Below are 20,237 nucleotides of genomic sequence, written 5' to 3'. Positions count from 1 at the left end.
CCCCTTCGCAAGCCATCAGTATACCCACGCTCAGGTGCGGGGCGCTGCGCCTGCGATAGCATGTGACTCCCTTTCAAGTGAATCCTCGGGAGAACACACGTGAGCGATCGTTCGACGTCGGCAATCCAGCGCAGCTCAGAGCGCGGTCCGGGACCGGCGTCGCGCACGCTCGCCGCGTTCATCTTTGCAAGCCGCTGGCTGCAGGCCCCGCTCTACCTCGGCCTCATCATCGCGCAGGCGGTGTACGTGGTGCTCTTCTTCGTCGAGCTCTGGCACCTCGTGGAGAACGTGATCGTCTCGGGGCACATCACGGAGACCGACGTGATGCTGAGCGTGCTCGCGCTCATCGACATCGTCATGATTGCGAACCTCCTCATCATGGTGATCATCGGCGGCTACGAGACGTTCGTCTCGAAGATCCGCGTCGAGGGACACCACGACGAGCCCGAGTGGCTCTCGCACGTCAACACGAACCTGCTCAAGGTGAAGCTCGCCGTCTCGATCATCTCGATCTCCTCGATCCACCTCCTCAAGACCTTCATCGAGGTGGGCCGCATGGACGACGGCGTGGTGCGGGGCGCGAACGATCAGGTGATCTACTCCTCCGAGGGCGTGATGTGGGAGGTCGTAATCCACCTCGCATTCATCGTGTCCGCGATCGCCCTGGCCGTCATCGACAAGATGTCGCAGCACCACCCCGCGGTGCAGCGCGACGAGGTCACCGCCGGCGCGCTTGAGGCCGAACTGATGGGCGACACCTCGGCCGCAGCGCCGGCAGCGGCCGTTCCCGCGGCTGCAGTCACCGCCCCGGCAGCTCCCACCGCCGGCGAGGGCTTCGTGACCGTGCGGCTACCCGCCGGCTCGGCGCTCCCCGAGGGCGCCGAGGTGATCGCGGAGCAGCGCTAGCCGCTCGGGCCCGGCCGCGGGTCCGCCGGCACGCGGCCACCCCGCCCGGCCCGCTAAGCTAGACCGGTGCCGCACGCGGCACCGCGCGCGAGTGGCGGAATTGGCAGACGCGCTGGATTTAGGTTCCAGTGTCTTCGGACGTGGGGGTTCAAGTCCCCCCTCGCGCACCACGAGCGCCCCGGCACAGGAGGAAACTCCCGGCCGGGGCGCTGCCGCGCCGCGCGCGAGCTACTCGGCCTGCGTGGCAGCCGGCACCACGGTGCGCGGCGCGTCAACGGGCACGCGGGTGACGAACAGCGAGAAGCCGAGCGCCACGACCGCGACGATCGCCGACGCGAAGAACGCCGCGCCCGCCCCGTCCGCAAGGGCCGCGGTTTCCGGGACCCCGGCGCCCATGGCGTCCGCGCTCACGCCGCTGTAGATCGCGATCATGGTCGCGGTTCCCGCGGCGCCCGCGAGCTGCTGCATCGTGTTCATGATGGCGGATCCGTGGCTGTACAGGTTCGCGGGCAGCGAGCCGAGCGCCGTGGTCATCACGGGGGTGAACAGCGCCGCGAGCCCCACCGAGAAGACGACGTGGACGGCAACCACGAGCCACACGCTCGTGCGCTCGTCGATGGTCGACAACCAGAAGAGGCTGCCCATGACGAGCGCCATGCCGGGGATGATCAGCGGGCGCGGCCCTACGCGGTCGAAGAGGCGCCCGGCAATCGGTGACAGCACTGCTTCGAGCAGTCCACCGGGCAGGAGCGCCAGCCCGGTGACGAGGGCGCTGACGATCAACGATCCCTGCAGGTACAGCGGCAGCGTGTTCATCACGCCGAGCAGCGCCGCCATGAGGGCCATGAGTACCACGAGGGAGAGCGTGAAGTTGCGCACGCCGAGCGGACGCAGGTCGAGGAGCGCGCGCCCGTTGCGGCCGCGCACGATCTGGCGCCACACGAAGAGCCCGAGTCCGACCACACCGACGCCGAGGATGGCCGCGGCGATCCCCGCGTCCGCTCCCCCGCCGAGGATCTCGCCGATCGAGCTGAGCCCGTACACGAGGCCACCGAACGCGAAGACCGAGAGCACCATCGAGAGCAGGTCGAACGGGCCGGCGCGGCGCTCACCGATGTTCGTCAGTTTGAACGCGCCAATCAGCGTGGCGACGGCCACGAGCGGCACCATGACCCAGAAGATCCCGTGCCAGCTCACGAAGCTGAGCACCAGCCCCGCAACCGTGGGCCCGAGTGCCGGACCGGCCGCCATCACAACGGCGATGAGCCCCATCACGGTGCCCCGGCGGGCGGGCGGAACGAGCGTCATCGTGACGGTCATGAGCAGCGGCATGATGATCGCGGTGCCGACCGCCTGCGCCACGCGGGCAAGCAGCATCACCACGAACGCCGGCGAGATGGCCGCCGCGACCGTCCCGGCGAGGAACGTCACCGTGGCGAAGATGAACACCGACCTGGTGGTGAAGCGTTCAAGCACCCACCCGGTCGCGGGGAGCACGACGGCCATGGTGAGCAGGAACCCAGTGAGGAGCCACTGGGCGGTCGTGGCGGAGATCGAATAGTCGGCCATGATCGCGGGAAGCGCCACCGCCACGGTGGTCTCGTTGAGCATCATGACGAACGCGGTGGTGACAAGCACCGCCAGCACCGTTTTGACAGGGCCCGGGATCGTGCCCTGGTCGGTATCGAGTGCGGCGGGCGAGGTATCGGGAGATGAAACTGACATACAGCGGGTCAACCTTTGGGCTGGTAGGGCCCCGTTTCCTGGGGTGGCTGGGTGGCGCAGCGAACGCCGACCAGAGAATCTTACCTGTAAAGTGATGCACGCGCATTGTTTTAGTTCTACGCCCGGGGACGGAGGGGGTCACACCATGGCGGCATCGATCACACCCGGCGGCCCAGAGGCTGCGAACACCGCACCCACACCCGGGACACCGGCATCAGCCCCGCTCGCAACGCCGAAAACGCCCCTGCCCGCGACTCAGGCAACGCCCGAGCAGGCGCGTGCAATCGCCCGCCGCGCCCAGCTGCTCGCGGCGGCCTCGCGGCTCCTCAAGCGGGGTGGCACGGCAGCAGTGACGCACCGCCGAGTGGCCGAGGAGAGCGACTCATCGCCCGGCGCCGTGCGCTACTACTTCAAGACGCGGGAGGATCTGCTCGCCGCGTGTCTCGCCGATATGGAAGCGGCGCGCGTCGCGACGGCCGAGCGCCTGCTTGAGAACCCCGCCGTCCCCGGTGAACGCCCGGGACCCGAGACGGTGGCACGCCGCGCGCTCGGCATCTACTGCGGGTCGGAGCTCGACGACGTGGCGGTCGCGGGCACCATCTGGATCATCGTTGACTGCTCGCGCGAGAGCCAGCGCTTGGCCGCGCTGCTCGAACAGATGCGCATCGCTGCGGAGGCGCAGCTGAAGCGGCTCCTCGCGCAGTGCGGGTACGCCGCCGTGCCGCCGAGACTCGTCGCCTCAGTGATCGACGGCAGCATTCTCTCCACCGCGCTTGAGGGCCGGGCGGCGGCCGCCGCGGCCGCCGCAGCGGAGCTCGCCGAGTTCCTCCGGCTCACCGGCCTCCACCCAGCCGCTTCGTCCCTCGCCGAATAGGCATTTCGGTTTCGAGCGTGCACACTGGTCTGGGGGCTGATCCACTACCGCACAGGCCACGCGCACAGGGAGACCCGATGTACCAGCGCATCATTCGCACGAGGATCCGAGCGGTGGTCGCTCGGCTCAACGCCGGCGACGTCAGCCACATGCTCCGCACGCTTGCGCCCAGGTTTGAAGCCCGGGTGCACGGCGAGCACGCGCTGTCCGGGTGTCGCACCCAGCCGCGCACCGTGCAACGGTGGTGGGCACGCAGGTTCAGACTGCTCCCCGGAGCGCGGTGCACGATCGAAGACATCCTCGTGAACGGTCCCCCCCTGGCGCACCCGGGTGGTCGTGGTCGGCGACACCACCAGCGTACTCCCGGACGGCCACCGCTATGAGAACCGCGTGATGCAGCGCATGAAGCTGCGCTGGGGCAGAGTGACCGCCATCGAGACGCTCGAAGATTTGCAGAACCTCCAGCGCGCGCTCCTCGTCGTCGCCGCAGCCGGCCGCCCCGAGGCGATCGCGCCGCCCATCGAGGACTAGATGGGTCCGGCCGAAAAGCCGGCCGGGTCACCGCCCTACGGCGTGGGGCTCAGCTCCGCGGTGATCGCGAGGTGATCGCTCTCGCCGATGCGGACCGTCGCCACGTCCCGCGGGTCGAAGCCGCGCTCGAGCACGTGATCGAGTCGCACGACCGGGAACGCGGCCGGCCACGTGAAGCCGAAGCCACCTGCGGTCTGCCGCGGCTCGACCAGTACCTCGCTGAGCGGCGTAAACGAGCGGTCATCCGAGCCCGCATTGAAATCGCCGAGCGCAATGATGCGCGGGCTCCCGTCCGCGCGAATCAGCTCGGTGAGTTCGGCGAGCATCTGGTCGCGCTGCTCGTGTCCCTGGAGCCGGGCCGAGGCGGCGTGCACCACGTAGACCGTGGTGTCTCCCCCGGGCGTCGCGACGACCGCGCGGAGCGCGCGCTTCCACCCGAGCCCCAGATCGAGCGGCTCGGCCTCGATGATCTCGTACGCGCTCCACAGTCCGACCGTGCTGGCGCGGGCCGTGAACGGGTATGCCGCGGCAAGCGTCGCGTCGACCTGATCCCGCGAGTCCGCGTCGATCTCCTGCAGCGCGAGCAGGTCTGGTGCGCGCTCCGCGGCCGCCTCCGCCGCGGCGACCGCGTCGCCAGCGGCGCCCTGCAGGTTTTGGCTGAGCACCGACACCGATGCGACATCCGCGGAGGCTGCGGGCGGGTCGAGCGGCATGATGCGCGGCACGAAGACGAACGACCACACGGCGACGGCGGCGAGGGTCACCAGGATCCCGAGCCAGGCGCGCCGGGCGAGCGCCGCGATGAGCAGCAGCGCCACGGGGACGCCGAGCCAGGGCAGAATCGCCTCGAACGGCAGGGCAAGGCCCCACACATCTGGGAACCGCTGGGGGGCTGCCATCGCGGCGATCAGCACGGCGGCGAGCGCGGCAATCACCACACCGACGCGGCGCCGTCTCCCGTTTCTGCGAACCACAGTGGCTCCTCCCCTAGGCGAAGTCACCGATGCTAGCAACGGGCCAGCGCTGGTTCCTGACCCCGGGCTGAGATTGCACCGTGCGGGGTCCCCTCGCTAGCGAGCGGGTGAGCTGCCCGGCGGTGCGTGCTCGATCCCCAACCCCAATTCTCCGTATTCGCTGCGCACCTCGGCGATCACCACTCGGTACCGCCCGAGCCACTCGCCCGAACGCAGCTTCGCCACCCCGTGCGTGTCCATTCCGACGAGCTGCGTGAGCGCTTCGTACGATTCCCAGTAGTAGACCTCCGAGTGGAGGCCGGTCTCGGCGTTGTGCCACGACTCCTCTCCGAGGAATCCGGGGATCCGGCGGGCGCGCTCGGCGATCTCGTCGTTGAGCCTGTGGAACTCGGTGCTGAGGTCGCCGGTCTCGAAGATGAACGTTGAGCTGTATTTCATGCGGGGTTCTCCGGGTGTGCGGTAAGCCACGCGAGTACCTGCTGCGCGTGGGCGTTTGGCGGAAAGATCGGGTAGAAGGCGTGCTCGATCACACCGTCGCGAATCACGAGGGTGAGGCGCGCGTACAGGCGGTCGTGCCCCGGGGCGGCGAAGGTGGGAAGGTCGAGCGCGTCTGCCAGTGCGAGCCCGGGGTCCGAGAGCATGGTGAACGGGAGGCCGAGCCGATCGACCACCTCGGCCTGGTACTCGGGGCTCTGGCTCGAGAAGCCGTACACGCGCGCCGCCCCCGCCTCGCGGAGCTCGGTGAAGTGGTCTCTGAAGTCGCAGGCCTCCGTGGAGCACCCGCGGGCCCCGGGGATGGCGTCCCACCCCTCGGGGAGGTCAACCCCTGGCGTGCCGGTGAGCGGGTACAGGTAGATGATCGTGCGACCCGAGCCCAGCGCGGCAAGGTCCACGAGTTCTCCTCGCGCGCTGCCCAGCACGAGCGGCGGGACCGGCATCCCGGGCAGGTGCGCTGCCGCCCCGTCATCTTCGGGCACCGGGAGCCCCGCGGGCAGCTGAGTGAAATCGGCGGGCGGCACCGGGGTATCGCCGGCGGGCGGCACCGGGGTATCGCCGGCGGGCGGCGCCGGGGTATCGCCGGTGGGCGACGTCTGGGAGGAGCTGGCTTCCGGATCCCGGGCTGAGTCGCCTTCCGGAACCCTGGAAAAACCGCGCCCGGCGGCCGCGTCGAGGCGCCGCTGCAGCGCTTCCCTGCGCGCGCCAAGCTCCGCGAGCGCGCGGTCGAGCTCCGCGATGGCGTCGCGGTACACGGCCAGTGAGCTGACGCACTCGTCACCGTGCTCGTGCCCAGTGTCAAGGCACTCCACGAACGGGGCGGCGCGGCTGGGGGCGATCCCGAGCCCGTGGAGCTCCCGCACCTCGCGCACCGTGCGCAGATCCTGCGCCGTGTACTCCCGGTACCCGTTGCTCGCCCGCTCGGGCGCGACGAGGCCGATGTCCTCGTAATACCTGACGGCTTTGACCGTCACTCCGGCCTGCAAGGCCAGTTCTCCGATGCGCATGGTGCACCTCCTCGGCTCAACGCTAAACCCTGCCCCCGGGGGCAGAGTCAAGCCCAGCGAATCGACGCCCGGCTGGCGGGAATGCCCCGCCACTGATAAGGTTCGGGCGGGCCAGTGCGGCCCTGTTCGCAATATACAAGCTTGTGGAGGTGAGCGCGTGCCCAGTGACAGTTGTAGTCGACAGCCGGATCCCGTGGCGTCCAGCCCCTCCTGTAGCGCGAGCTAACGCTTCTCGCGGCGTCCGGCACCCCGAATTGGGCGCGCGATCGGTCGTGCGTCCAACCCACCCTTCGTGCGCCGCCAGCCGGTCGGTGCGCAGCCGCAAGGAGCGACGCCATGAGCATTTCAGAGCCCCAGACCACTGACGAGCTGACCACTACGATCACGCAGCTATTTGCCGCGCGTGATCTCGGCGCCCTCACACGCGCGATCAGCACGGTGTCCGCGACGGCGCTGATTCCGGTGTTCGAGCGGCTGAGCCGGAAACAGAGCGCGGTGATGTATCGCCTCCTCCCCAAGGATCGCGCGGCGGAGGTGTTCGAGCTGCTCGATCCCCCGCTCCAGAGCGACCTGCTGCACGGACTGCAGGACGCCGAGACCGCCCAGCTGTTCGCCGATCTCGATCACGACGACCGCCTCTGGCTGCTCGACGAGGTCCCCGCCGCGCTCGCGACCCGGCTGCTCCGCGGCCTGCCCGAGCAAGAGCGGGTGCTCACCTCAGCGCTGCTCGGCTACCCGCAGGGCAGCATCGGTCGCCGGATGTCGCTGGAGTATGTGTCGACGCGGGCGAGCTTCACCGTGCGCGAGTCGATGGTTCGTGTGCGTGAGCGGCTTGCCGACGCGGAAACCATCTACACGATCCCCGTGCTCGACGACTCCCGGCACGTGGTGGGCGTGGTGAGCCTGCGCGAGCTGCTCAGTGCGGCCGACGACACCCTGATCTCCGAGCTGATGAGTGAGGCGCACACGGCCACCGCCCAGGACGACGCGGAGCTCGCGGCGCGGCGCTGCGCCGACCTTGCGCTGCTCGCCATGCCGATCGTGGACCGTGAGCATCGCCTCGTCGGGATGCTCACGATTGACGACGCGATCCGCATCCTCGAGAACGAGGAGAGCGAGGACGTGGCCCGGCAGGGCGGCACGGAGCCGCTGCGACGCCCCTACCTGTCCACGCCCATCGGCGCGCTCGTGCGCTCGCGAGTGATCTGGTTGCTCGTGCTCGCGGTCGGCGCGACACTCACCGTGCAGGTGCTCTCGGTCTTCGAGGCGACGATCGCGGAGGTGACCGTGCTCGCGCTGTTCGTTCCACTGCTGATCGGGACGGGCGGGAACACCGGCAACCAGGCGGCCACCACCGTGACCCGCGCGCTCGCGCTCGGCGATGTGACGGCGCGCGACTTTGCGCGCGTACTCACCCGGGAGCTGCGCACCGGCGGCATGCTCGGGCTGTTGCTCGGCACGCTGGGCTTCACGATCGCGGCGATCGCGTACTCGCCGCAGATCGGGCTCGTGATCGGGCTCACGCTGCTGTGCGTGTGCACGCTCGCTGCTGCGGTGGGCGGCTGCATGCCCCTGATCGCGCGCGCGGTGAAGGTGGATCCGGCGGTGTTCTCGAACCCGTTCATCTCCACGTTCGTTGACGCGTCCGGCCTCATCATCTACTTCCTCATCGCACGCTCCGTTCTCGGGCTGTGACCCGGGCGGCCTCGGGCGCGCGCTCTGCCGACGGGACCGTCGTCCGCTCGGCGGGGGCGCGGCCGGGGGTGCCTCCCGAGGCGCGGCCCGGCGGCGCCACGGGCTCTCGACTGCGCCGGAACCGCACCCGGCTGGGCGGCTTGTCCACGTAGCTTCGCCCGCCCGGGCTGGTCCACCGCAGCACCCCGTGGCCCTCCTGTGTGACGCGCCACGCAGACTGGTGTTTGAGCACGTGATGCGCACGGCACAGGTGCGCGAGATTGTCGGTGCGCGTGGCGCCGCCCTCGGCCGCGGCCACCGTGTGGTCGATGTCGCAACGCCGCGCGGGCGTACGACACCCCGGCGCCCGGCAGTGCAGGTCGCGTGCGGCGAGCACCCGGCGCATCTGCGGCGTGGGCCGGTAGCGGTCGACCGCGAGCACGTCGCCCGCCTCGGATGCAGCGATAAGCTCCCAGACTTCGGCGGATGCCGCGAGCGCCCTGGCCGCGCCGGCAGTGATCGGACCGTAGCCGATCAGCTCGGCCACGGCGGTGCCGCGTGTGACCACGGCAGGGCCGCTCACGGGCACGGCGGGGCCGGTGCTCGCGGTGGTGCGGGCGGGCCATGGGCCAACGGGCAGCGTCCCCGGGCCCGCGCGATCGGCGAGGCGCGCGCCGAGCCCCAGCATCTCGCCCGGGACCACCACCTGGATCTGCGCCCGAACGCGATCCCCTATCGCGGCGGTCGCTCCCGGCCGTTCGAGGAGCAGGTCGCAGAGCGCGTCGGCCCGAATCTCGTCTCGACTGCGGCGCGCGGCAACCGCGGGCGCCGCAGCCCCCGCCGCCTCAGCGTTCGCCGCCTCCGCAGTCCCCTTCGCCTCGGCGCTCGCCGCCCCCACAGCCCCCGCCGCCTCGGCGTTCGCAGTGTCGAGTGCGATCCGGTTGAGTCGGTCTCTGATCGCGTAGGCCTCCTCCGCGGGGAGGTGGGCGATGAGGTCTGCCATGCCGCGGTCTGCGTCGACCACGCGAACGCTGCGCTGGCGCCGCGCCTCCGCGTGACGCTCGTCGAGTGTCGCTTCCGCGTGCTCTGCCGCGAGGCGCCGCGCGATGGGTCGCAGGCGATTCGCGGTCTCCTCGCGCGCGTATTCGAGCACCTCGCGTTCGTACGCCGCGCGCCGCCGGGCCTCGTCGGGGCGACCCGTAACGAGCACGCTGCCGGACGCGACTATGACGTGGACGTGCTCGAGCAGCACCTCGCCACTGCGCAGCGTGTGGAGCGTGGCCCGGTACTGCGCCGTGACCGACCAGGCGGTGTCGAGGAGCCGCTCGGTGGCCTGCTCCCCGAGGCCGGCGGCCAGCGCCATCTCCAGCCGCAGCGCACGGAACGCGAGCTGGCTCTCTGGTCCCGGGGCTGCACCGACGGTCGCGTCGAGGGCCTCGGCGAACAGCTCCAGTAGCTCGGCGTCGGCGCGCCCGCGGAGCCGCCGCTGCGCGCGGACCCCCGCCACCGCCCCGTCGAGGCGGGCGAGTGCCGCGCTGATGTTTCCGTCGGTGGAAGCCATGTTGCTATTTACTCATGGACCTCGGACATTCGTGGTTCGCGGGCCTGGCGCCGGATCCGAACATTCCGGCGGCGCGCCGGCAGCTCGCGTGCGTTCACCTGGCTGATCAGCGGATCCCTTGACCGCTGCCGCGGATCCGCACCAGAATCGGAGCATGCCCGTCGAACCAGCCAGCCCCGCGGCCCAGCCCGGCCCGACCGCCCAAAACGCAGCGGGAGCCGCGGGAGCCGCCCCCAACGCAGCAGGCGCAGCAGGCGCAGCAGGCGCAGCAAGCGCAGCAGGCGCAGCAAGCGCAGCAAGCGCAGCAGGCGCAGCAGGCGCAAGCCCCACCGCCACCGTGGCGGGCGGTGCGATCCGCGGCACCGAGACCGCCGGGATCCGCCGCTTCCTCGGGGTCCCCTACGCCGCCCCGCCGTTCGGCGAGCTGCGCTTCCGCGCCCCGGCGCCCGTTCCGGCCTGGGACGGGATCCGCGACGCCACAGCGTTCGGCCCGACGGCGCCGCAGCGCCCATACGCCGGCGAGTTGGGCGAGCTGCTCGAGAGCGCGGCGATCCCGGGCGAAGACATCCTCACGGTCAACGTGTGGACCCCGACCGCGCAGCCCGGCACCGCCCAGACCCTCCCCGTGCTGGTCTGGTTCCACGGCGGCGCGCTTGAGCGCGGCACGCCAGCGCTCCCCGGCTACGACGGCACCACGTTCGCCAAGGACGGGATCGTGTTTGTCTCGGTCGGCTACCGGCTTGGCGCGGAGGGCTTCTCCGTGCTGCCCGATGCGCCGCGCAACCTCGGCCTGCGAGACGCGGCGGCGGGCCTCGCGTGGGTGCACGAGAACATCAGCGCGTTCGGCGGTGATCCCGAGCGCATCACCGTGATGGGCGAATCGGCCGGCGGCGCGATCGCGGCGGCACTGCTGAGCGCACCCGGGAGCGCGCCGCTCATCGCTGGCGCGATCGTGCAGAGCGGCCCGCTCGCTGTCGGCTCCGCAGAACGCGCCGGGCGAATCACTCGCGCGCTCGCGCGGCGGCTCGGGATCGAGGCCACGCGGGACGCGTTTGCCGCGGCCTCCCCCGAGCGTCTCCTCGACGCGCGCGCCGCACAGGCTACCGGGAGTTCGCCGCTCGGCGGCGCACCAGGCTATGCGCTGGCGCTCGACCCCGGGATACTCCCCGACCCGCCGCAGCGCGCACTCGCCGCGGCCCGGGTGCCGGTGCTCATCGGCAGTAACACGGACGAGTATCGGCTCTGGTTCTCACCAACCGTGCTCGCCGGGCTCGGACCGATCAAGCGCGCGCTCGCCCGCGCTGCCCTGCGGGTGTCGGGCCGGGCCGCCGCCGCGTACCGAGCAGCCTGGCCCGGTGCGGCGCCGGCCGAGGTGCTCGGGCAGATCGTCACCGACCTGCTGCTGCGGCGGGATCTCGTCGCGGCAGCGCGGGCGCGCTCGGCGCCCACGTTCGTCTACGAGTTCGCGTGGCAGAGCCCCGTGCGGGATCTGCGCGCCGCGCACGCGCTCGAGATCGCGTTCGTCTTCGACGGCCTCCACACGAGCGAGTCGCTGCGTCTCGCCGGGGACGCGGCCCCGCAGCCCCTCGCGGACGAGATGCACCGCAGCTGGGTGAGCTTTGTGCACACCGGTGATCCGGGCTGGGCCCCCTTCACCGAGGCGGAGTCGGTGCGCCGCTTCGACACGCGTTCTGAAACGGTGCCGCTCCCCCGCGCGGCCGCGCTCGCCACCCTCCCCGACGCCGCATAGGGGCGACGGGGGAACGGCCGCGAGCGGGAGGCCGGCGGGACGCGGCAGGACGCCGGGCGGGATCCGGATCGAATCCCGCCCGCGTCGCAGGCCGCCGGCGCAGACCGCTCACGCGGCAGCGGGCCGGCCGCGAGCCGCCCGCCGCTACCAGCCCTCGGTGAGCACCCGATCGAGCGCCGCGACCACGAAGTCGGCACTCTCGGCAGTGAGGCAGAGCGGCGGCTTCACCTTCAGCACGTTTGAACGCTCCGAGGTGGTCAGCACGATCACGCCGAGCTCCTTCAGGCGCTCGCAGATCGCGGCCGCCTCCTCCTTTGCGGGCTCCATCGTCTCACGATCCCGCACGAGCTCGACACCGAGGTAGAGTCCCTCGCCGTGCACCGGGCCGATGATCTCGTGCCGCGCACCCAGCTCGCGGAAGCCGTCGGCGAGGCGGCCGCCGACCACGCGCGCGTTCTCCTGCAGGCCGTCCTCGGCCATCGCGTCGAGCACGGCGAGCCCTACCCGACAGCTCAGCGGGTTGCCGCCGGCCGAGGAGAAGAACTGGCCCTGCGACGCGAGCGCGTCGGCGACCCGCTTCGACGTGATGACGCCGCCGAGCGGGAAGCCGTTGCCCATGGGCTTCGCGATCGCGATGATGTCCGGGCGCACGCCCGACTGCTCAAAGCCCCAGAACGTCGAGCCCATCCGTCCGAAGCCCACCTGGACCTCGTCCGCGATGCAGAGCCCGCCCGCGTCGCGCACGCGCTGATACGCGTCGGCGAGGTAGCCGTCTGGCAACATCACGCCGCCGGCGTTGCCGAGCACCGACTCGCAGATAAACCCGGCGACATCGCGTCCATCCGCGGCAAGCCGTTCAAGGTCCGCCCCGAGATCTGCCGCGTAGCGCGCGCCGCTGTCCTCGCCGCGGTGTGTGCCGCGGAACCGGTTCGGGACATCGGCGACGTGCACCCAGTCCGGGCGGTTCTCAAGCGCGTACGGGTTGTCGTATGCGCTCGTGGTCACCGCGTCCGACGCCATGGTCCAGCCGTGGTAGGCCTCGCGCAGCGACACGACGGTGCGCCGCCCGGTGGCGGCCTGCGCCAGGCGCAGCGCGAGGTCGACGGCCTCCGAGCCGCTGTTCACCAGCAGCACGGTGTCCAGCTCGGAGTCGGCCGGGAGCAGCGCGAGCAGGCGTTCGCTGTATTCGGCGAGCTCGCGGAACAGGAATCGCGAGTTCGTGTTCAGGATCCGGCTCTGGCGGTTCATCGCGTCTGCCACCCCGGGGTGGCCGTGCCCCAGCCCGGTGACGTTGTTGACCACGTCAACGTAGGCGCGACCGGTCGTGTCGATCAGGTGGTGCCGCCAGCCGCGCTCGATCTGCATGGGGCGCTCGTAGTAGCGCTCCTGCGCGCTCGCGAAGATCCGCGTGCGGCGCTCAAGCTCGTCGGCGGCCTCGTCACGCTGGGCGAGCGCGGGAAGGGCGAGCAGGTCCGCGGGGTCGTGGCTGAATCGCGCCCAGGCTGGCACGCGCTCGGGCGTCACGAAGGCCGCCCCGATCGGCGCACCGGCGTCCGGCTCGCTCGCGCCCGGGCGGCGCAGGCCGATTGCCAGCGCGCGCGGGTGCGCGCTCGCGGCGACCGCACCGACGCTGTCGCCGGCGCTCAGCTGCGTGCCCACCTGCATGCTCGGCGCCACGCCGTGCAGCACGAGCGTCCACCCGTCCGCCGTCTCGATCCGGATGTGGTCAGTACCGACGGACGCCAGCTGCCCGGCGAGCGGGGTGACCACGGCCGCAGCCTCACCGGCTGGCAGCCACACCTCGGTGTCGACGGGCCAGGTCGCGGCGGCGGCGGCCGCGTCGACGGCGGTGCGCGTGAGCCGGAAGACGCCGTATGGGAACACCGCGGCAGCAGCCCCCTCGGCGAGGGCGTTCGCGACGAGTGCCGCCTCGGCGTCGGCCGCCCGCCACTTGCCCGCGTCGAGGACCTCTGACTCGATCCCCGCGTCGAGCACGGCAACCGGGCCGGCGAGCCCGGGCAGCACGGCGCGCAGCGGCTCGGCGTCGGAGCGCTCGGTGCCCGCTCCCGGAACGGCCAGCAGCCGGAGCCCCGCCCCGGCGGGGACGCCGTGGAAGCCGAGCCGGGCGAGCACCTGCTCGGTTGCCTCGGCGAGGGGGATCAGCGTGGCGGCCTCGAAGATCGCCTGCTCGCCCGCAACGCGCTCTCGCGCGTACTCGTTGTCGCCGTCGATCTGCAGCTGCCGCCACCCGCTCGCAACGAGCACGGTGGCGCGGAGCACGATGAGCGGCCAGACAGCACGCGCCTCCGCGACGGAGAGCGGTGCGTCCCGGTTGAACGCCGCGACGAGATCGAGCAGACGGAGTGGCCGATCCTGCTCGTGGTGGAGCATCGATGACGCGGTCACGGCGAGTTCGGAGACGCGCCACCCGTAGGCGAGGTCGCCCAGATCGAGCACCGTGTGCGGGTGCACGCGCGCATCGTCGCCCGGGAGGCCGGTCACGTTGTCGTCGGTGAGATCGCCGTGGATCGCCTGCGTGGGCAGCGCTTCGGCGACCTCCGCGAGCGCTGCCTGAGCCTGCTCTGCGGCCACGAGCACGCGAGCGCGCAGCTCATCGTCGGTGATCGCCGGCGCGAGCGCCACGGTCTGCTCGTAGGCCACGCTCATCACCCACATGTGCTCGGACGCGAGCCCCGGGTGGGTGAGGTGTGCGAGCGCGCGCACCGAGGCCGCGGCGAGTGCGCCGAACTCCTCGAGCACCACGGGCGCGAAGTAGCCGAGATCCACCATCGGCGCCCCCGGCGCGAACTCGCTGCGGCGCACCGCAAATCCGCCCCAGCGCTGCGTCGCCGCACCGTCGAGCCCGGGCAGCACCGAGGGCACCGGCACGCCGGCCGCACGGTACGCCTCGAGCGCCGCGTGCTGGGCATCCCGTGCCGCGTCGGTGAACACCGGGTTGTCGACCCGCAGCACGCTGCGGGACCCGTCCGGCTCGGTCAGTACAAAGTTGCGGTCCTGATTGCTCCCGAGCTCGGTCGCTACCGCCGTGATCCCGTAACACTCCCGCGCGATCGCCGCAGCGTCAGTCACTGAAACATCGGGGCGGACCAACCCGCCCATCTGCTCTTCCGTCATCGTGAGATCTCCATCTCTGGTGTCGAAGTGAGGTGATGCGTGTGTTGGGTACCAGCGTCGCGCGTGCGGGGTACTCGGGCTCGGGCGCAGGGGCCACACAAGCCGGCGTCTTTGAGTGAGGGCTACAGCCGGGTGCGCAGCTCCTCGGCGAGCGCGGTGAACGCCCGGGTGCGGTGCGAGTGCTGATCCTTCTCCGCAGCGGTCATCTCCGCGGCCGAGCGGCAGCTGCCCTCCGGCTGGAACACCGGGTCGTATCCGAAGCCGCCGTCGCCCACGGGCTCGCGGAGCACGCTGCCCTTCCACACACCGAGCTCGCAGATCTCAACGCCCGGGACGTCGTCCGCTTCGGGGATCACGAGCGCTGCGGCGCACACGAAGCCCGCGGCCCGGTGCTCGTCGGCGATGTCGCTGAGCTGCCAGAGCAGCAGGTCGACGTTGCCGGTGTCGCTGCGCTCGGGCCCGCCCCAGCGCGCCGAGAAGATGCCGGGGCAGCCGCCCAGGACGTCGACGGCGATGCCGGAGTCGTCGGCGATCGCGGGGAGTCCCGTGTGCTCGGCCGCGGCGCGCGCCTTCAGCAGCGCGTTCTCCTCGAAGCTCGTCCCGGTCTCAACGGGCTCGGGCCCGTCGTAGCCGATGAGCTCGATGTCGGGGACGAGCGGCGCGAGAATACGGCGCAGCTCCTCGAGCTTGTGCGCGTTGTGCGACGCGAGCACCACTGTCTGACTCATGATTACTGTCCCTCCGCGAGCACGCTGCGCTGCAGTTCGGTGAGCTCCCCCGCGCTGGCGACGGCCAGGTCGAGGAGCGTGTTGAGTTCGGCGCGGGTAAACGGCACGCCCTCGGCGGTGCCCTGCACCTCGACGAAGTCGCCGGCGCCGGTGACCACGACGTTCATGTCGGTGCCGGCGCGCGAATCCTCGACGTACGCGAGGTCGCTCATCGCGACCTCGCCCACGATCCCCACGGACACCGCGGCGACGCTATCGGTGAGCGGCTGCGCGTTCTTCGCGATGTGCCCGTTCGCGCGCGCCCACTCGATCGCCTCGGCGAGCGCAACATACGCCCCCGTGATCGACGCGGTGCGGGTGCCGCCGTCCGCTTGCAGCACGTCGCAATCGATCACGATCGTGTTCTCACCCAGCGCCTTCGTGTCGATGATCGCGCGCAGGCTGCGGCCGATCAGGCGCGAGATCTCGTGCGTGCGGCCGCCGATCTTGCCGCGCACCGACTCGCGCTGCATGCGCTCGTTCGTGGAGCGGGGCAGCATCGAGTACTCTGCCGTGACCCAGCCCGTGCCGTTCCCCTTGAGCCAGCGAGGCACGCCGGGGGTGAACGATGCGGTGCACAGCACCTTCGTGCTGCCAAACGAGATGAGGGCGCTCCCCTCGGCCTGCGCGCTCCAGCCACGCTCGATCGTCACGGGGCGCATCTGCGCCGGGGTGCGGCCGTCAACTCTGGTGTATTCGCTCATGTGCGTGGGCCTTTCTCAGTGCAGGGAGGGAGTGAAGTTGCCGGATCGGACCCGCTCCACTCCAGCGTAGCCGCGACGGTACGCGCGGCACAGGACTCAGTGTGGAAGCTGGATCGCGCCGGTCTGGACGCGCGCAACGGTGTCGATACCGATGCCGAGCATTCGTTGGGCGAGTTCGACGAACGCGGCGGTGTCGGCGCCGGTCGCCTCGTAGCGCAGCACCGGGTCGCCGGCGCTGCTGGGACGCAACAGCCCGAGTTCGGTGAGCGTCTGGAACACCACGTTCGCCGTCTCGATGTCGCTCGACACAAGGGCCACGTCGGGGCCCACCACACCGCGCAGTGCGCCGCGCAGGAATGGATAGTGGGTGCACCCGAGCACGAGCGTGTCGATCCCCTCGGCGACCAGGGGTGCAAGATACTCTTCGGCCACCCGATGCACCTCAGGGCCGCTCGTCTCGCCGGCCTCGACCAGCTCGACAAATCGCGGGCACGCGGCGGCGGTGAGCGTGATCTCCGGCCGCATTGCGAAGAAGTCGTTGTACACGCGTGACTGGATCGTTCCCTGCGTCCCGATGAGGCCGACCCGGCCGTTGCGGGTGATCGACGCCGCGCTGCGCACGGTCGGGGCGATGACCTCAACCACGGGGACGTCGTAGCGCTCGCGCGCGTCGCGCAGCACCGCGGCAGACGCGGTGTTGCAGGCGATCACGAGCATCTTGACGCCCTGCGCCACGAGGTCATCGAGAATCTCGAGTGCGAAGCGCCGCACCTCGGCGATCGGCCGCGGACCGTAGGGCGTGCGCGCCGTGTCGCCCACGTAGATCATCGACTCGTTGGGGAGCTGGTCCCGGATCGCGCGCGCCACAGTGAGGCCGCCGACTCCAGAGTCAAACACCCCGATAGGAGCTTCGGGGAACATCTCGTGAGTGGTCACCTGATCCAGCTTACCCGAGGGGGTCGCGCGGCAGCTTCACCCAGGTGGTGCGGTGCAGCTCGGTGAGGCCGGCGGCCGCGATGCCCGCGTAGTGCGCCTTCGCCCCGTAGCCCTTGTTCGAGGCCCACCCGTACTCGGGGTGCTCCTCGTGCGCGTCGCGCATCAGCACGTCGCGCTCCACCTTCGCGAGCACGGAGGCCGCGGCGACGCTCGCGCACGCGCGGTCCGCGCCGACGCGGGTGCGCACGTCGAGCGGCTGCTTGAGCACGGGCGACAGCCAGTCGTGGGAGCCGTCGAGAATGATCACGGCGCGATCCACGGGTACGCCGGTCTCGTGGAGGGCGAGCAGCGCGCGGCGCGCGGCGGCGCCCAGCATGGCGGTGATCCCGCGCGCGTCTATCTCCTCGGCGCTTGCGAAGCCCACGGCGCCCCGCCCCCACTCGCGCACGAGCGGGTACAGCGCGTCGCGCCGCTTCTCGCTCAGCAGCTTCGAGTCGCGCAGGCCGCTCGGAAATTCGGTGGTCCCGGCATACACCGCGTACGCGCCCACGGCGACCGGACCCGCGATCGCACCGCGGCCCACCTCATCGACGCCGATCACGAGCTCGGCGCCGGCGGCGAAGTAGGCAGCCTCGGCCTCGAGCGTCGGGTCTTTCGACGGCGCAGGGGCCGACGACGCAGCCGGATCCGACGGCGCAGCCGGATCCGACGGTGCAGCCGGGTTCTCGGCAGGCGCCGCGGCAGCGGGGTCGAGCTCGCTACTCACTGCGGGCCTGATCCACCCCGGTGAAGGTCCCCTCGGGCGTGCCCAGCCAGGTGATGCGGTTGAGCGGCCAATTCAGCACGAACGCGCGCCCCACGATCTCCGAGTCGGGAACGAAGCCCTTGCCCGGCTGATCCTGGTTGTACCGCGAGTCCTTGCTCTGGTACCGATTGTCGCCCATCACCCAGACGGAGTCCTCGGGCACGGTCACGTCAAAGTCGATGCCGGACGCGCGGGTCTCCCCCGGCGGGATCACGATGTACGGTTCGTCGAGCGGCACCCCGTTCACCATGACGCGCCCCTCGGCGTCGCAGCACTGCACGCGGTCGCCGCCGATGCCGATCACGCGCTTCACCACGTAGTCGTTGCTCGTGTCGGCCGCGAGGCCCACCGCCTGCAGCACCTTCTCGAAGCCGGTCGGCGGCGTGTCGCCCCGCGGGTACAGCCACCCGCCCGGATCCTTAAACACCACCACGTCGCCGCGCTGCACGTCAACGAGATCCGGAACCAGCTGGTTCACGAGGATCCGGTCGTTGATCTGCAGCGTCTGCTCCATCGACTGGGATGGGATGTAGAAGCTCCGCACGAGGAAGGTTTTCAGCAGGAACGACACGAGGAAGGCGACGACGAGGATGACGAGCAGATCGCGCAGGAAGCCGACCAGTCCGCCCCGGCGCGTGCGGCCGCCAGTCTCGGTCTCAGCGTCGCTCATGTGCGCTCCTTCGTGTGTGAGGAACTCGCGTGTGTGCGGCATCCCTCGAATATTCCTAGGTAAGACACTTCAGGCTCCCACACCCGGAGGGGTGGGAGCCTGAAAATGTCACAGGCGTGTCGAAACCAGCGCCCGCAGATCAGTGCGAAACTTACGCGTCGCGCTTCTCCTTGATCTTCGCCTTCTTGCCGGTGAGGGCGCGGAGGTAGTAGAGCTTCGCGCGACGCACGTCACCGCGGGTGACCACCTCGATCTTTTCGATCGCGGGGGTGTGCACGGGGAACTTACGCTCAACGCCCACCTGGAAGCTGATCTTGCGGACCGTGAAGGTCTCGCGGACGCCCTCGCCGTGGCGGGCGATCACAACGCCCTGGAACACCTGAACACGCGAGCGGTTGCCCTCGACGATGTTGACGTGCACCTTGACGGTGTCGCCGGCGCGGAAATCGGGAATGTCGCTCTTGAGCGACGCGGCATCGACGTGGTCGAGCTTCTGCATGATGATCTCTCTCTGCGGCCGCCGCAAGTCGGAACGCGGATGATAAAAAAGTAGTGAGGTGTTTGGCTCACGGTGTGTGCGGACCCTTGCGGCAGTGCCGCACCGTGGCACAAGGAACCATTATGCCACAGTCCGAGCACCGAATGCGCTGCTGCGCGCGTCTGGGAGAAAAGATGCAGCGCTGAGAATGTTCACCGGCCACGCTGAGCTGCCGGGGCTAGGCTTGCAGCATGGATGAGCGGCGAGACACCACGGACGTGCACCCCGCCTCGACCCGTGAGGCGCGAGACACCCCAGCCCAGCCGGATCCCGGCGCACCGGGGTTCAGCGCACCGGAGTTCAGCGCATCGGAGTTCAACGTATCGGAGTTCAACGCTCCGCTTCCCGAGCCCCGAGCGGTCGCCCCGATGAGCCGAGGCGAGAAGAGCGTGGCGTGGGCGCTCGGCATCGGCGGGACCGCCGCGGGCATCGCGCTCGCAACGGGCGCCGTGGTCGCCACGATCACGCTGGTGGTCTTCGCGGTGAGTCCAGTCCTCGGGCTGGCGCTGTTCGCGGCGATCTTCGGCTAGCCGAATAGCCGCTTAGTCGGCCAGCGGGCCGCGCACCAGGTAGCGCGCGGTCAAGAATGCCCCGTTGCGGCCGTGTTCCACGAGTTCGAGGTCGAGCCGCCGGGGAAGCACCTGCCTGCCACCACCGAGTGTTACCGGGGCGATCGAGAGCAGTATCTCGTCGAGCAATCCGGCGTCGGCGAACTGGCCGGCGAGATCGCCCCCGCCCACCACCCAGAGGTCCTGCTCGCCCGCGGCGTCGCGCATCGCCGCGTGCACCTGCGGGATCGGGTCGCTTGAGAACCGCACGTCCGCGGGGGCACCCGACGCGGTGTCGGTGGGGGCGGCGAGCTCGCGGCTCGTCATCACCCAGCTCGGGATCTCGTAGGGCCAGGGACCCTCACGAAGCAACCACTCGTAGGTGGTCGATCCCATCACCAGGGCGCCAACCCCCGCGATGAACGGGCCGTAGGCGTTCGGGCCGTCGTCTGCGATGTCCTGGCGCAAGAGCCAGGCGAGCGAGTCGTCTGGATCGGCAATGAATCCGTCGATGGTGGCGGCGACAAAGTAGGTGACACGCGACATGCTGGGCTCCTCGGTTGGGTGCGGATCGAAGGTATAGGGGGTCGGGTGGGAAGCTCGGGGGCTCCGGGAGCGCGGTGCGGGCGGCGGCGAG

General features: G+C 70.7%; 20 protein-coding genes and 1 tRNA gene. 8 read left to right on the top strand and 13 right to left on the bottom strand.

Annotated elements, in window-relative coordinates:
* The first annotated feature begins 99 nt into the window (after nt 1-99).
* Together EV139_RS10765 and EV139_RS10760 are read left to right on the top strand one after the other, a co-directional pair.
* A complete protein-coding gene (locus tag EV139_RS10765) occupies nt 100-906 on the top strand; it encodes a TIGR00645 family protein (RefSeq protein WP_198677540.1) in 807 nt (268 codons plus the stop codon).
* An 85-nt stretch (nt 907-991) separates the two neighbouring features.
* Nucleotides 992-1,076 (top strand) — tRNA-Leu (locus EV139_RS10760).
* A 58-nt stretch (nt 1,077-1,134) separates the two neighbouring features.
* On the opposite strand, the gene EV139_RS10755 is transcribed toward EV139_RS10760, so the two are convergent.
* Nucleotides 1,135-2,631 carry a DHA2 family efflux MFS transporter permease subunit gene (locus tag EV139_RS10755; RefSeq protein ID WP_130454329.1) on the bottom strand — a complete coding sequence of 499 codons (1,497 nt, stop codon included), beginning with the start codon at nt 2,629-2,631 and terminating at the stop codon, nt 1,135-1,137.
* A 145-nt stretch (nt 2,632-2,776) separates the two neighbouring features.
* Here EV139_RS10755 and EV139_RS10750 point away from each other — a divergent pair, with 145 nt between their 5' ends.
* The 3 genes from EV139_RS10750 (at nt 2,777) to EV139_RS15905 (ending at nt 4,036) form a co-directional block, all read left to right on the top strand.
* Nucleotides 2,777-3,505, top strand: coding sequence for a TetR family transcriptional regulator (locus EV139_RS10750; RefSeq protein WP_157993033.1), 729 nt, complete (start codon nt 2,777-2,779; stop codon nt 3,503-3,505).
* 77 nt (nt 3,506-3,582) lie between these two features.
* Nucleotides 3,583-3,888, top strand: coding sequence for a nuclear transport factor 2 family protein (locus tag EV139_RS16310; RefSeq protein WP_130454327.1), 306 nt, complete (start codon nt 3,583-3,585; stop codon nt 3,886-3,888).
* Nucleotides 3,842-4,036: a nuclear transport factor 2-like protein gene (locus tag EV139_RS15905; RefSeq protein WP_198677552.1), complete on the top strand. Its 195-nt coding sequence runs from the start codon at nt 3,842-3,844 to the stop codon at nt 4,034-4,036. Before EV139_RS16310 ends, EV139_RS15905 begins: the two co-directional genes overlap by 47 nt.
* Before the next feature lie 35 nt (nt 4,037-4,071).
* Here EV139_RS15905 and EV139_RS10740 read toward each other — a convergent pair whose 3' ends face one another.
* The 3 genes from EV139_RS10740 to EV139_RS16150 form a co-directional block, all read right to left on the bottom strand.
* The gene (locus tag EV139_RS10740) at nt 4,072-5,010 is read right to left on the bottom strand and encodes an endonuclease/exonuclease/phosphatase family protein (RefSeq protein ID WP_130454326.1); all 939 of its coding nucleotides are present in this window, start codon (nt 5,008-5,010) and stop codon (nt 4,072-4,074) included.
* Nucleotides 5,011-5,106: 96 nt separating this feature from the next.
* Nucleotides 5,107-5,448, bottom strand: a complete 342-nt coding sequence (locus EV139_RS10735) for an antibiotic biosynthesis monooxygenase family protein (RefSeq protein WP_130454325.1) — start codon at nt 5,446-5,448, stop codon at nt 5,107-5,109.
* Complete coding sequence (locus tag EV139_RS16150; protein ID WP_130454324.1) at nt 5,445-6,512, bottom strand: redoxin family protein; 1,068 nt, start codon at nt 6,510-6,512, stop codon at nt 5,445-5,447. The genes EV139_RS10735 and EV139_RS16150 overlap by 4 nt, the downstream gene beginning before the upstream one ends.
* A 336-nt stretch (nt 6,513-6,848) precedes the next feature.
* Here EV139_RS16150 and mgtE point away from each other — a divergent pair, with 336 nt between their 5' ends.
* Nucleotides 6,849-8,207, top strand: coding sequence for a magnesium transporter (mgtE, locus tag EV139_RS10725; protein WP_130454323.1), 1,359 nt, complete (start codon nt 6,849-6,851; stop codon nt 8,205-8,207).
* Here the strand turns inward: mgtE and EV139_RS10720 are convergent.
* Nucleotides 8,179-9,747: an HNH endonuclease signature motif containing protein gene (locus EV139_RS10720; protein ID WP_130454322.1), complete on the bottom strand. Its 1,569-nt coding sequence runs from the start codon at nt 9,745-9,747 to the stop codon at nt 8,179-8,181. The two genes, mgtE and EV139_RS10720, sit on opposite strands and share 29 nt — an antisense overlap.
* A 154-nt stretch (nt 9,748-9,901) precedes the next feature.
* Between EV139_RS10720 and EV139_RS10710 the strand changes: the two genes are divergently transcribed.
* Nucleotides 9,902-11,497, top strand: coding sequence for a carboxylesterase/lipase family protein (locus tag EV139_RS10710; protein WP_237464344.1), 1,596 nt, complete (start codon nt 9,902-9,904; stop codon nt 11,495-11,497).
* A gap of 144 nt (nt 11,498-11,641) precedes the next feature.
* On the opposite strand, the gene EV139_RS10705 is transcribed toward EV139_RS10710, so the two are convergent.
* The 7 genes from EV139_RS10705 to rplS all read right to left on the bottom strand — a co-directional run bounded on the left by EV139_RS10705 (nt 11,642) and on the right by rplS (nt 19,013).
* Nucleotides 11,642-14,632, bottom strand: coding sequence for an aminotransferase (locus tag EV139_RS10705; RefSeq protein ID WP_130454319.1), 2,991 nt, complete (start codon nt 14,630-14,632; stop codon nt 11,642-11,644).
* A 122-nt stretch (nt 14,633-14,754) separates the two neighbouring features.
* Entirely contained in the window at nt 14,755-15,360 is a 606-nt protein-coding gene (gene rdgB, locus EV139_RS10700) for an RdgB/HAM1 family non-canonical purine NTP pyrophosphatase (RefSeq protein WP_198677539.1), read from the bottom strand.
* Between the two features lie 2 nt (nt 15,361-15,362).
* Nucleotides 15,363-16,103, bottom strand: coding sequence for a ribonuclease PH (rph, locus tag EV139_RS10695; protein ID WP_130454317.1), 741 nt, complete (start codon nt 16,101-16,103; stop codon nt 15,363-15,365).
* Nucleotides 16,104-16,199: 96 nt separating this feature from the next.
* A complete protein-coding gene (murI, locus tag EV139_RS10690) occupies nt 16,200-17,024 on the bottom strand; it encodes a glutamate racemase (RefSeq protein WP_130454478.1) in 825 nt (274 codons plus the stop codon).
* 25 nt (nt 17,025-17,049) lie between these two features.
* Nucleotides 17,050-17,805, bottom strand: a complete 756-nt coding sequence (locus tag EV139_RS10685; protein WP_130454316.1) for a ribonuclease HII — start codon at nt 17,803-17,805, stop codon at nt 17,050-17,052.
* Entirely contained in the window at nt 17,798-18,514 is a 717-nt protein-coding gene (gene lepB / locus EV139_RS10680) for a signal peptidase I (protein ID WP_130454315.1), read from the bottom strand. Before lepB ends, EV139_RS10685 begins: the two co-directional genes overlap by 8 nt.
* A gap of 151 nt (nt 18,515-18,665) precedes the next feature.
* A complete protein-coding gene (gene rplS / locus EV139_RS10675) occupies nt 18,666-19,013 on the bottom strand; it encodes a 50S ribosomal protein L19 (protein WP_130454314.1) in 348 nt (115 codons plus the stop codon).
* Nucleotides 19,014-19,243: 230 nt separating this feature from the next.
* On the opposite strand from rplS, the gene EV139_RS10670 reads away from it, so the two are divergent.
* A complete protein-coding gene (locus tag EV139_RS10670) occupies nt 19,244-19,582 on the top strand; it encodes a hypothetical protein (protein WP_130454313.1) in 339 nt (112 codons plus the stop codon).
* A 12-nt stretch (nt 19,583-19,594) separates the two neighbouring features.
* On the opposite strand, the gene EV139_RS10665 is transcribed toward EV139_RS10670, so the two are convergent.
* Nucleotides 19,595-20,146, bottom strand: coding sequence for a dihydrofolate reductase family protein (locus EV139_RS10665; protein WP_130454312.1), 552 nt, complete (start codon nt 20,144-20,146; stop codon nt 19,595-19,597).
* Nucleotides 20,147-20,237: the final 91 nt, after the last annotated feature.

The organism is Leucobacter luti, assembly GCF_004217175.1.
Classification (GTDB): domain Bacteria; phylum Actinomycetota; class Actinomycetes; order Actinomycetales; family Microbacteriaceae; genus Leucobacter; species Leucobacter luti.
The sequence above is the reverse complement of the archived record's forward strand: the minus strand, read 5'-3'. Positions and strand labels throughout refer to the sequence as shown.

Bases quoted from the DNA above. Each gene is read 5' to 3' on its own strand.
- EV139_RS10755 (WP_130454329.1), bottom strand. From the start codon at position 2,631: ATGTCAGTTTCATCTCCCGATACCTCGCCCGCCGCACTCGATACCGAC.
- EV139_RS10750 (WP_157993033.1), top strand. From the start codon at position 2,777: ATGGCGGCATCGATCACACCCGGCGGCCCAGAGGCTGCGAACACCGCA.
- EV139_RS16310 (WP_130454327.1), top strand. From the start codon at position 3,583: ATGTACCAGCGCATCATTCGCACGAGGATCCGAGCGGTGGTCGCTCGG.
- EV139_RS10735 (WP_130454325.1), bottom strand. From the start codon at position 5,448: ATGAAATACAGCTCAACGTTCATCTTCGAGACCGGCGACCTCAGCACC.
- EV139_RS16150 (WP_130454324.1), bottom strand. From the start codon at position 6,512: ATGCGCATCGGAGAACTGGCCTTGCAGGCCGGAGTGACGGTCAAAGCC.
- mgtE (WP_130454323.1), top strand. From the start codon at position 6,849: ATGAGCATTTCAGAGCCCCAGACCACTGACGAGCTGACCACTACGATC.
- EV139_RS10720 (WP_130454322.1), bottom strand. From the start codon at position 9,747: ATGGCTTCCACCGACGGAAACATCAGCGCGGCACTCGCCCGCCTCGAC.
- EV139_RS10710 (WP_237464344.1), top strand. From the start codon at position 9,902: ATGCCCGTCGAACCAGCCAGCCCCGCGGCCCAGCCCGGCCCGACCGCC.
- EV139_RS10705 (WP_130454319.1), bottom strand. From the start codon at position 14,632: ATGACGGAAGAGCAGATGGGCGGGTTGGTCCGCCCCGATGTTTCAGTG.
- rdgB (WP_198677539.1), bottom strand. From the start codon at position 15,360: ATGAGTCAGACAGTGGTGCTCGCGTCGCACAACGCGCACAAGCTCGAG.
- rph (WP_130454317.1), bottom strand. From the start codon at position 16,103: ATGAGCGAATACACCAGAGTTGACGGCCGCACCCCGGCGCAGATGCGC.
- murI (WP_130454478.1), bottom strand. From the start codon at position 17,024: ATGTTCCCCGAAGCTCCTATCGGGGTGTTTGACTCTGGAGTCGGCGGC.
- lepB (WP_130454315.1), bottom strand. From the start codon at position 18,514: ATGAGCGACGCTGAGACCGAGACTGGCGGCCGCACGCGCCGGGGCGGA.
- rplS (WP_130454314.1), bottom strand. From the start codon at position 19,013: ATGCAGAAGCTCGACCACGTCGATGCCGCGTCGCTCAAGAGCGACATT.
- EV139_RS10670 (WP_130454313.1), top strand. From the start codon at position 19,244: ATGGATGAGCGGCGAGACACCACGGACGTGCACCCCGCCTCGACCCGT.
- EV139_RS10665 (WP_130454312.1), bottom strand. From the start codon at position 20,146: ATGTCGCGTGTCACCTACTTTGTCGCCGCCACCATCGACGGATTCATT.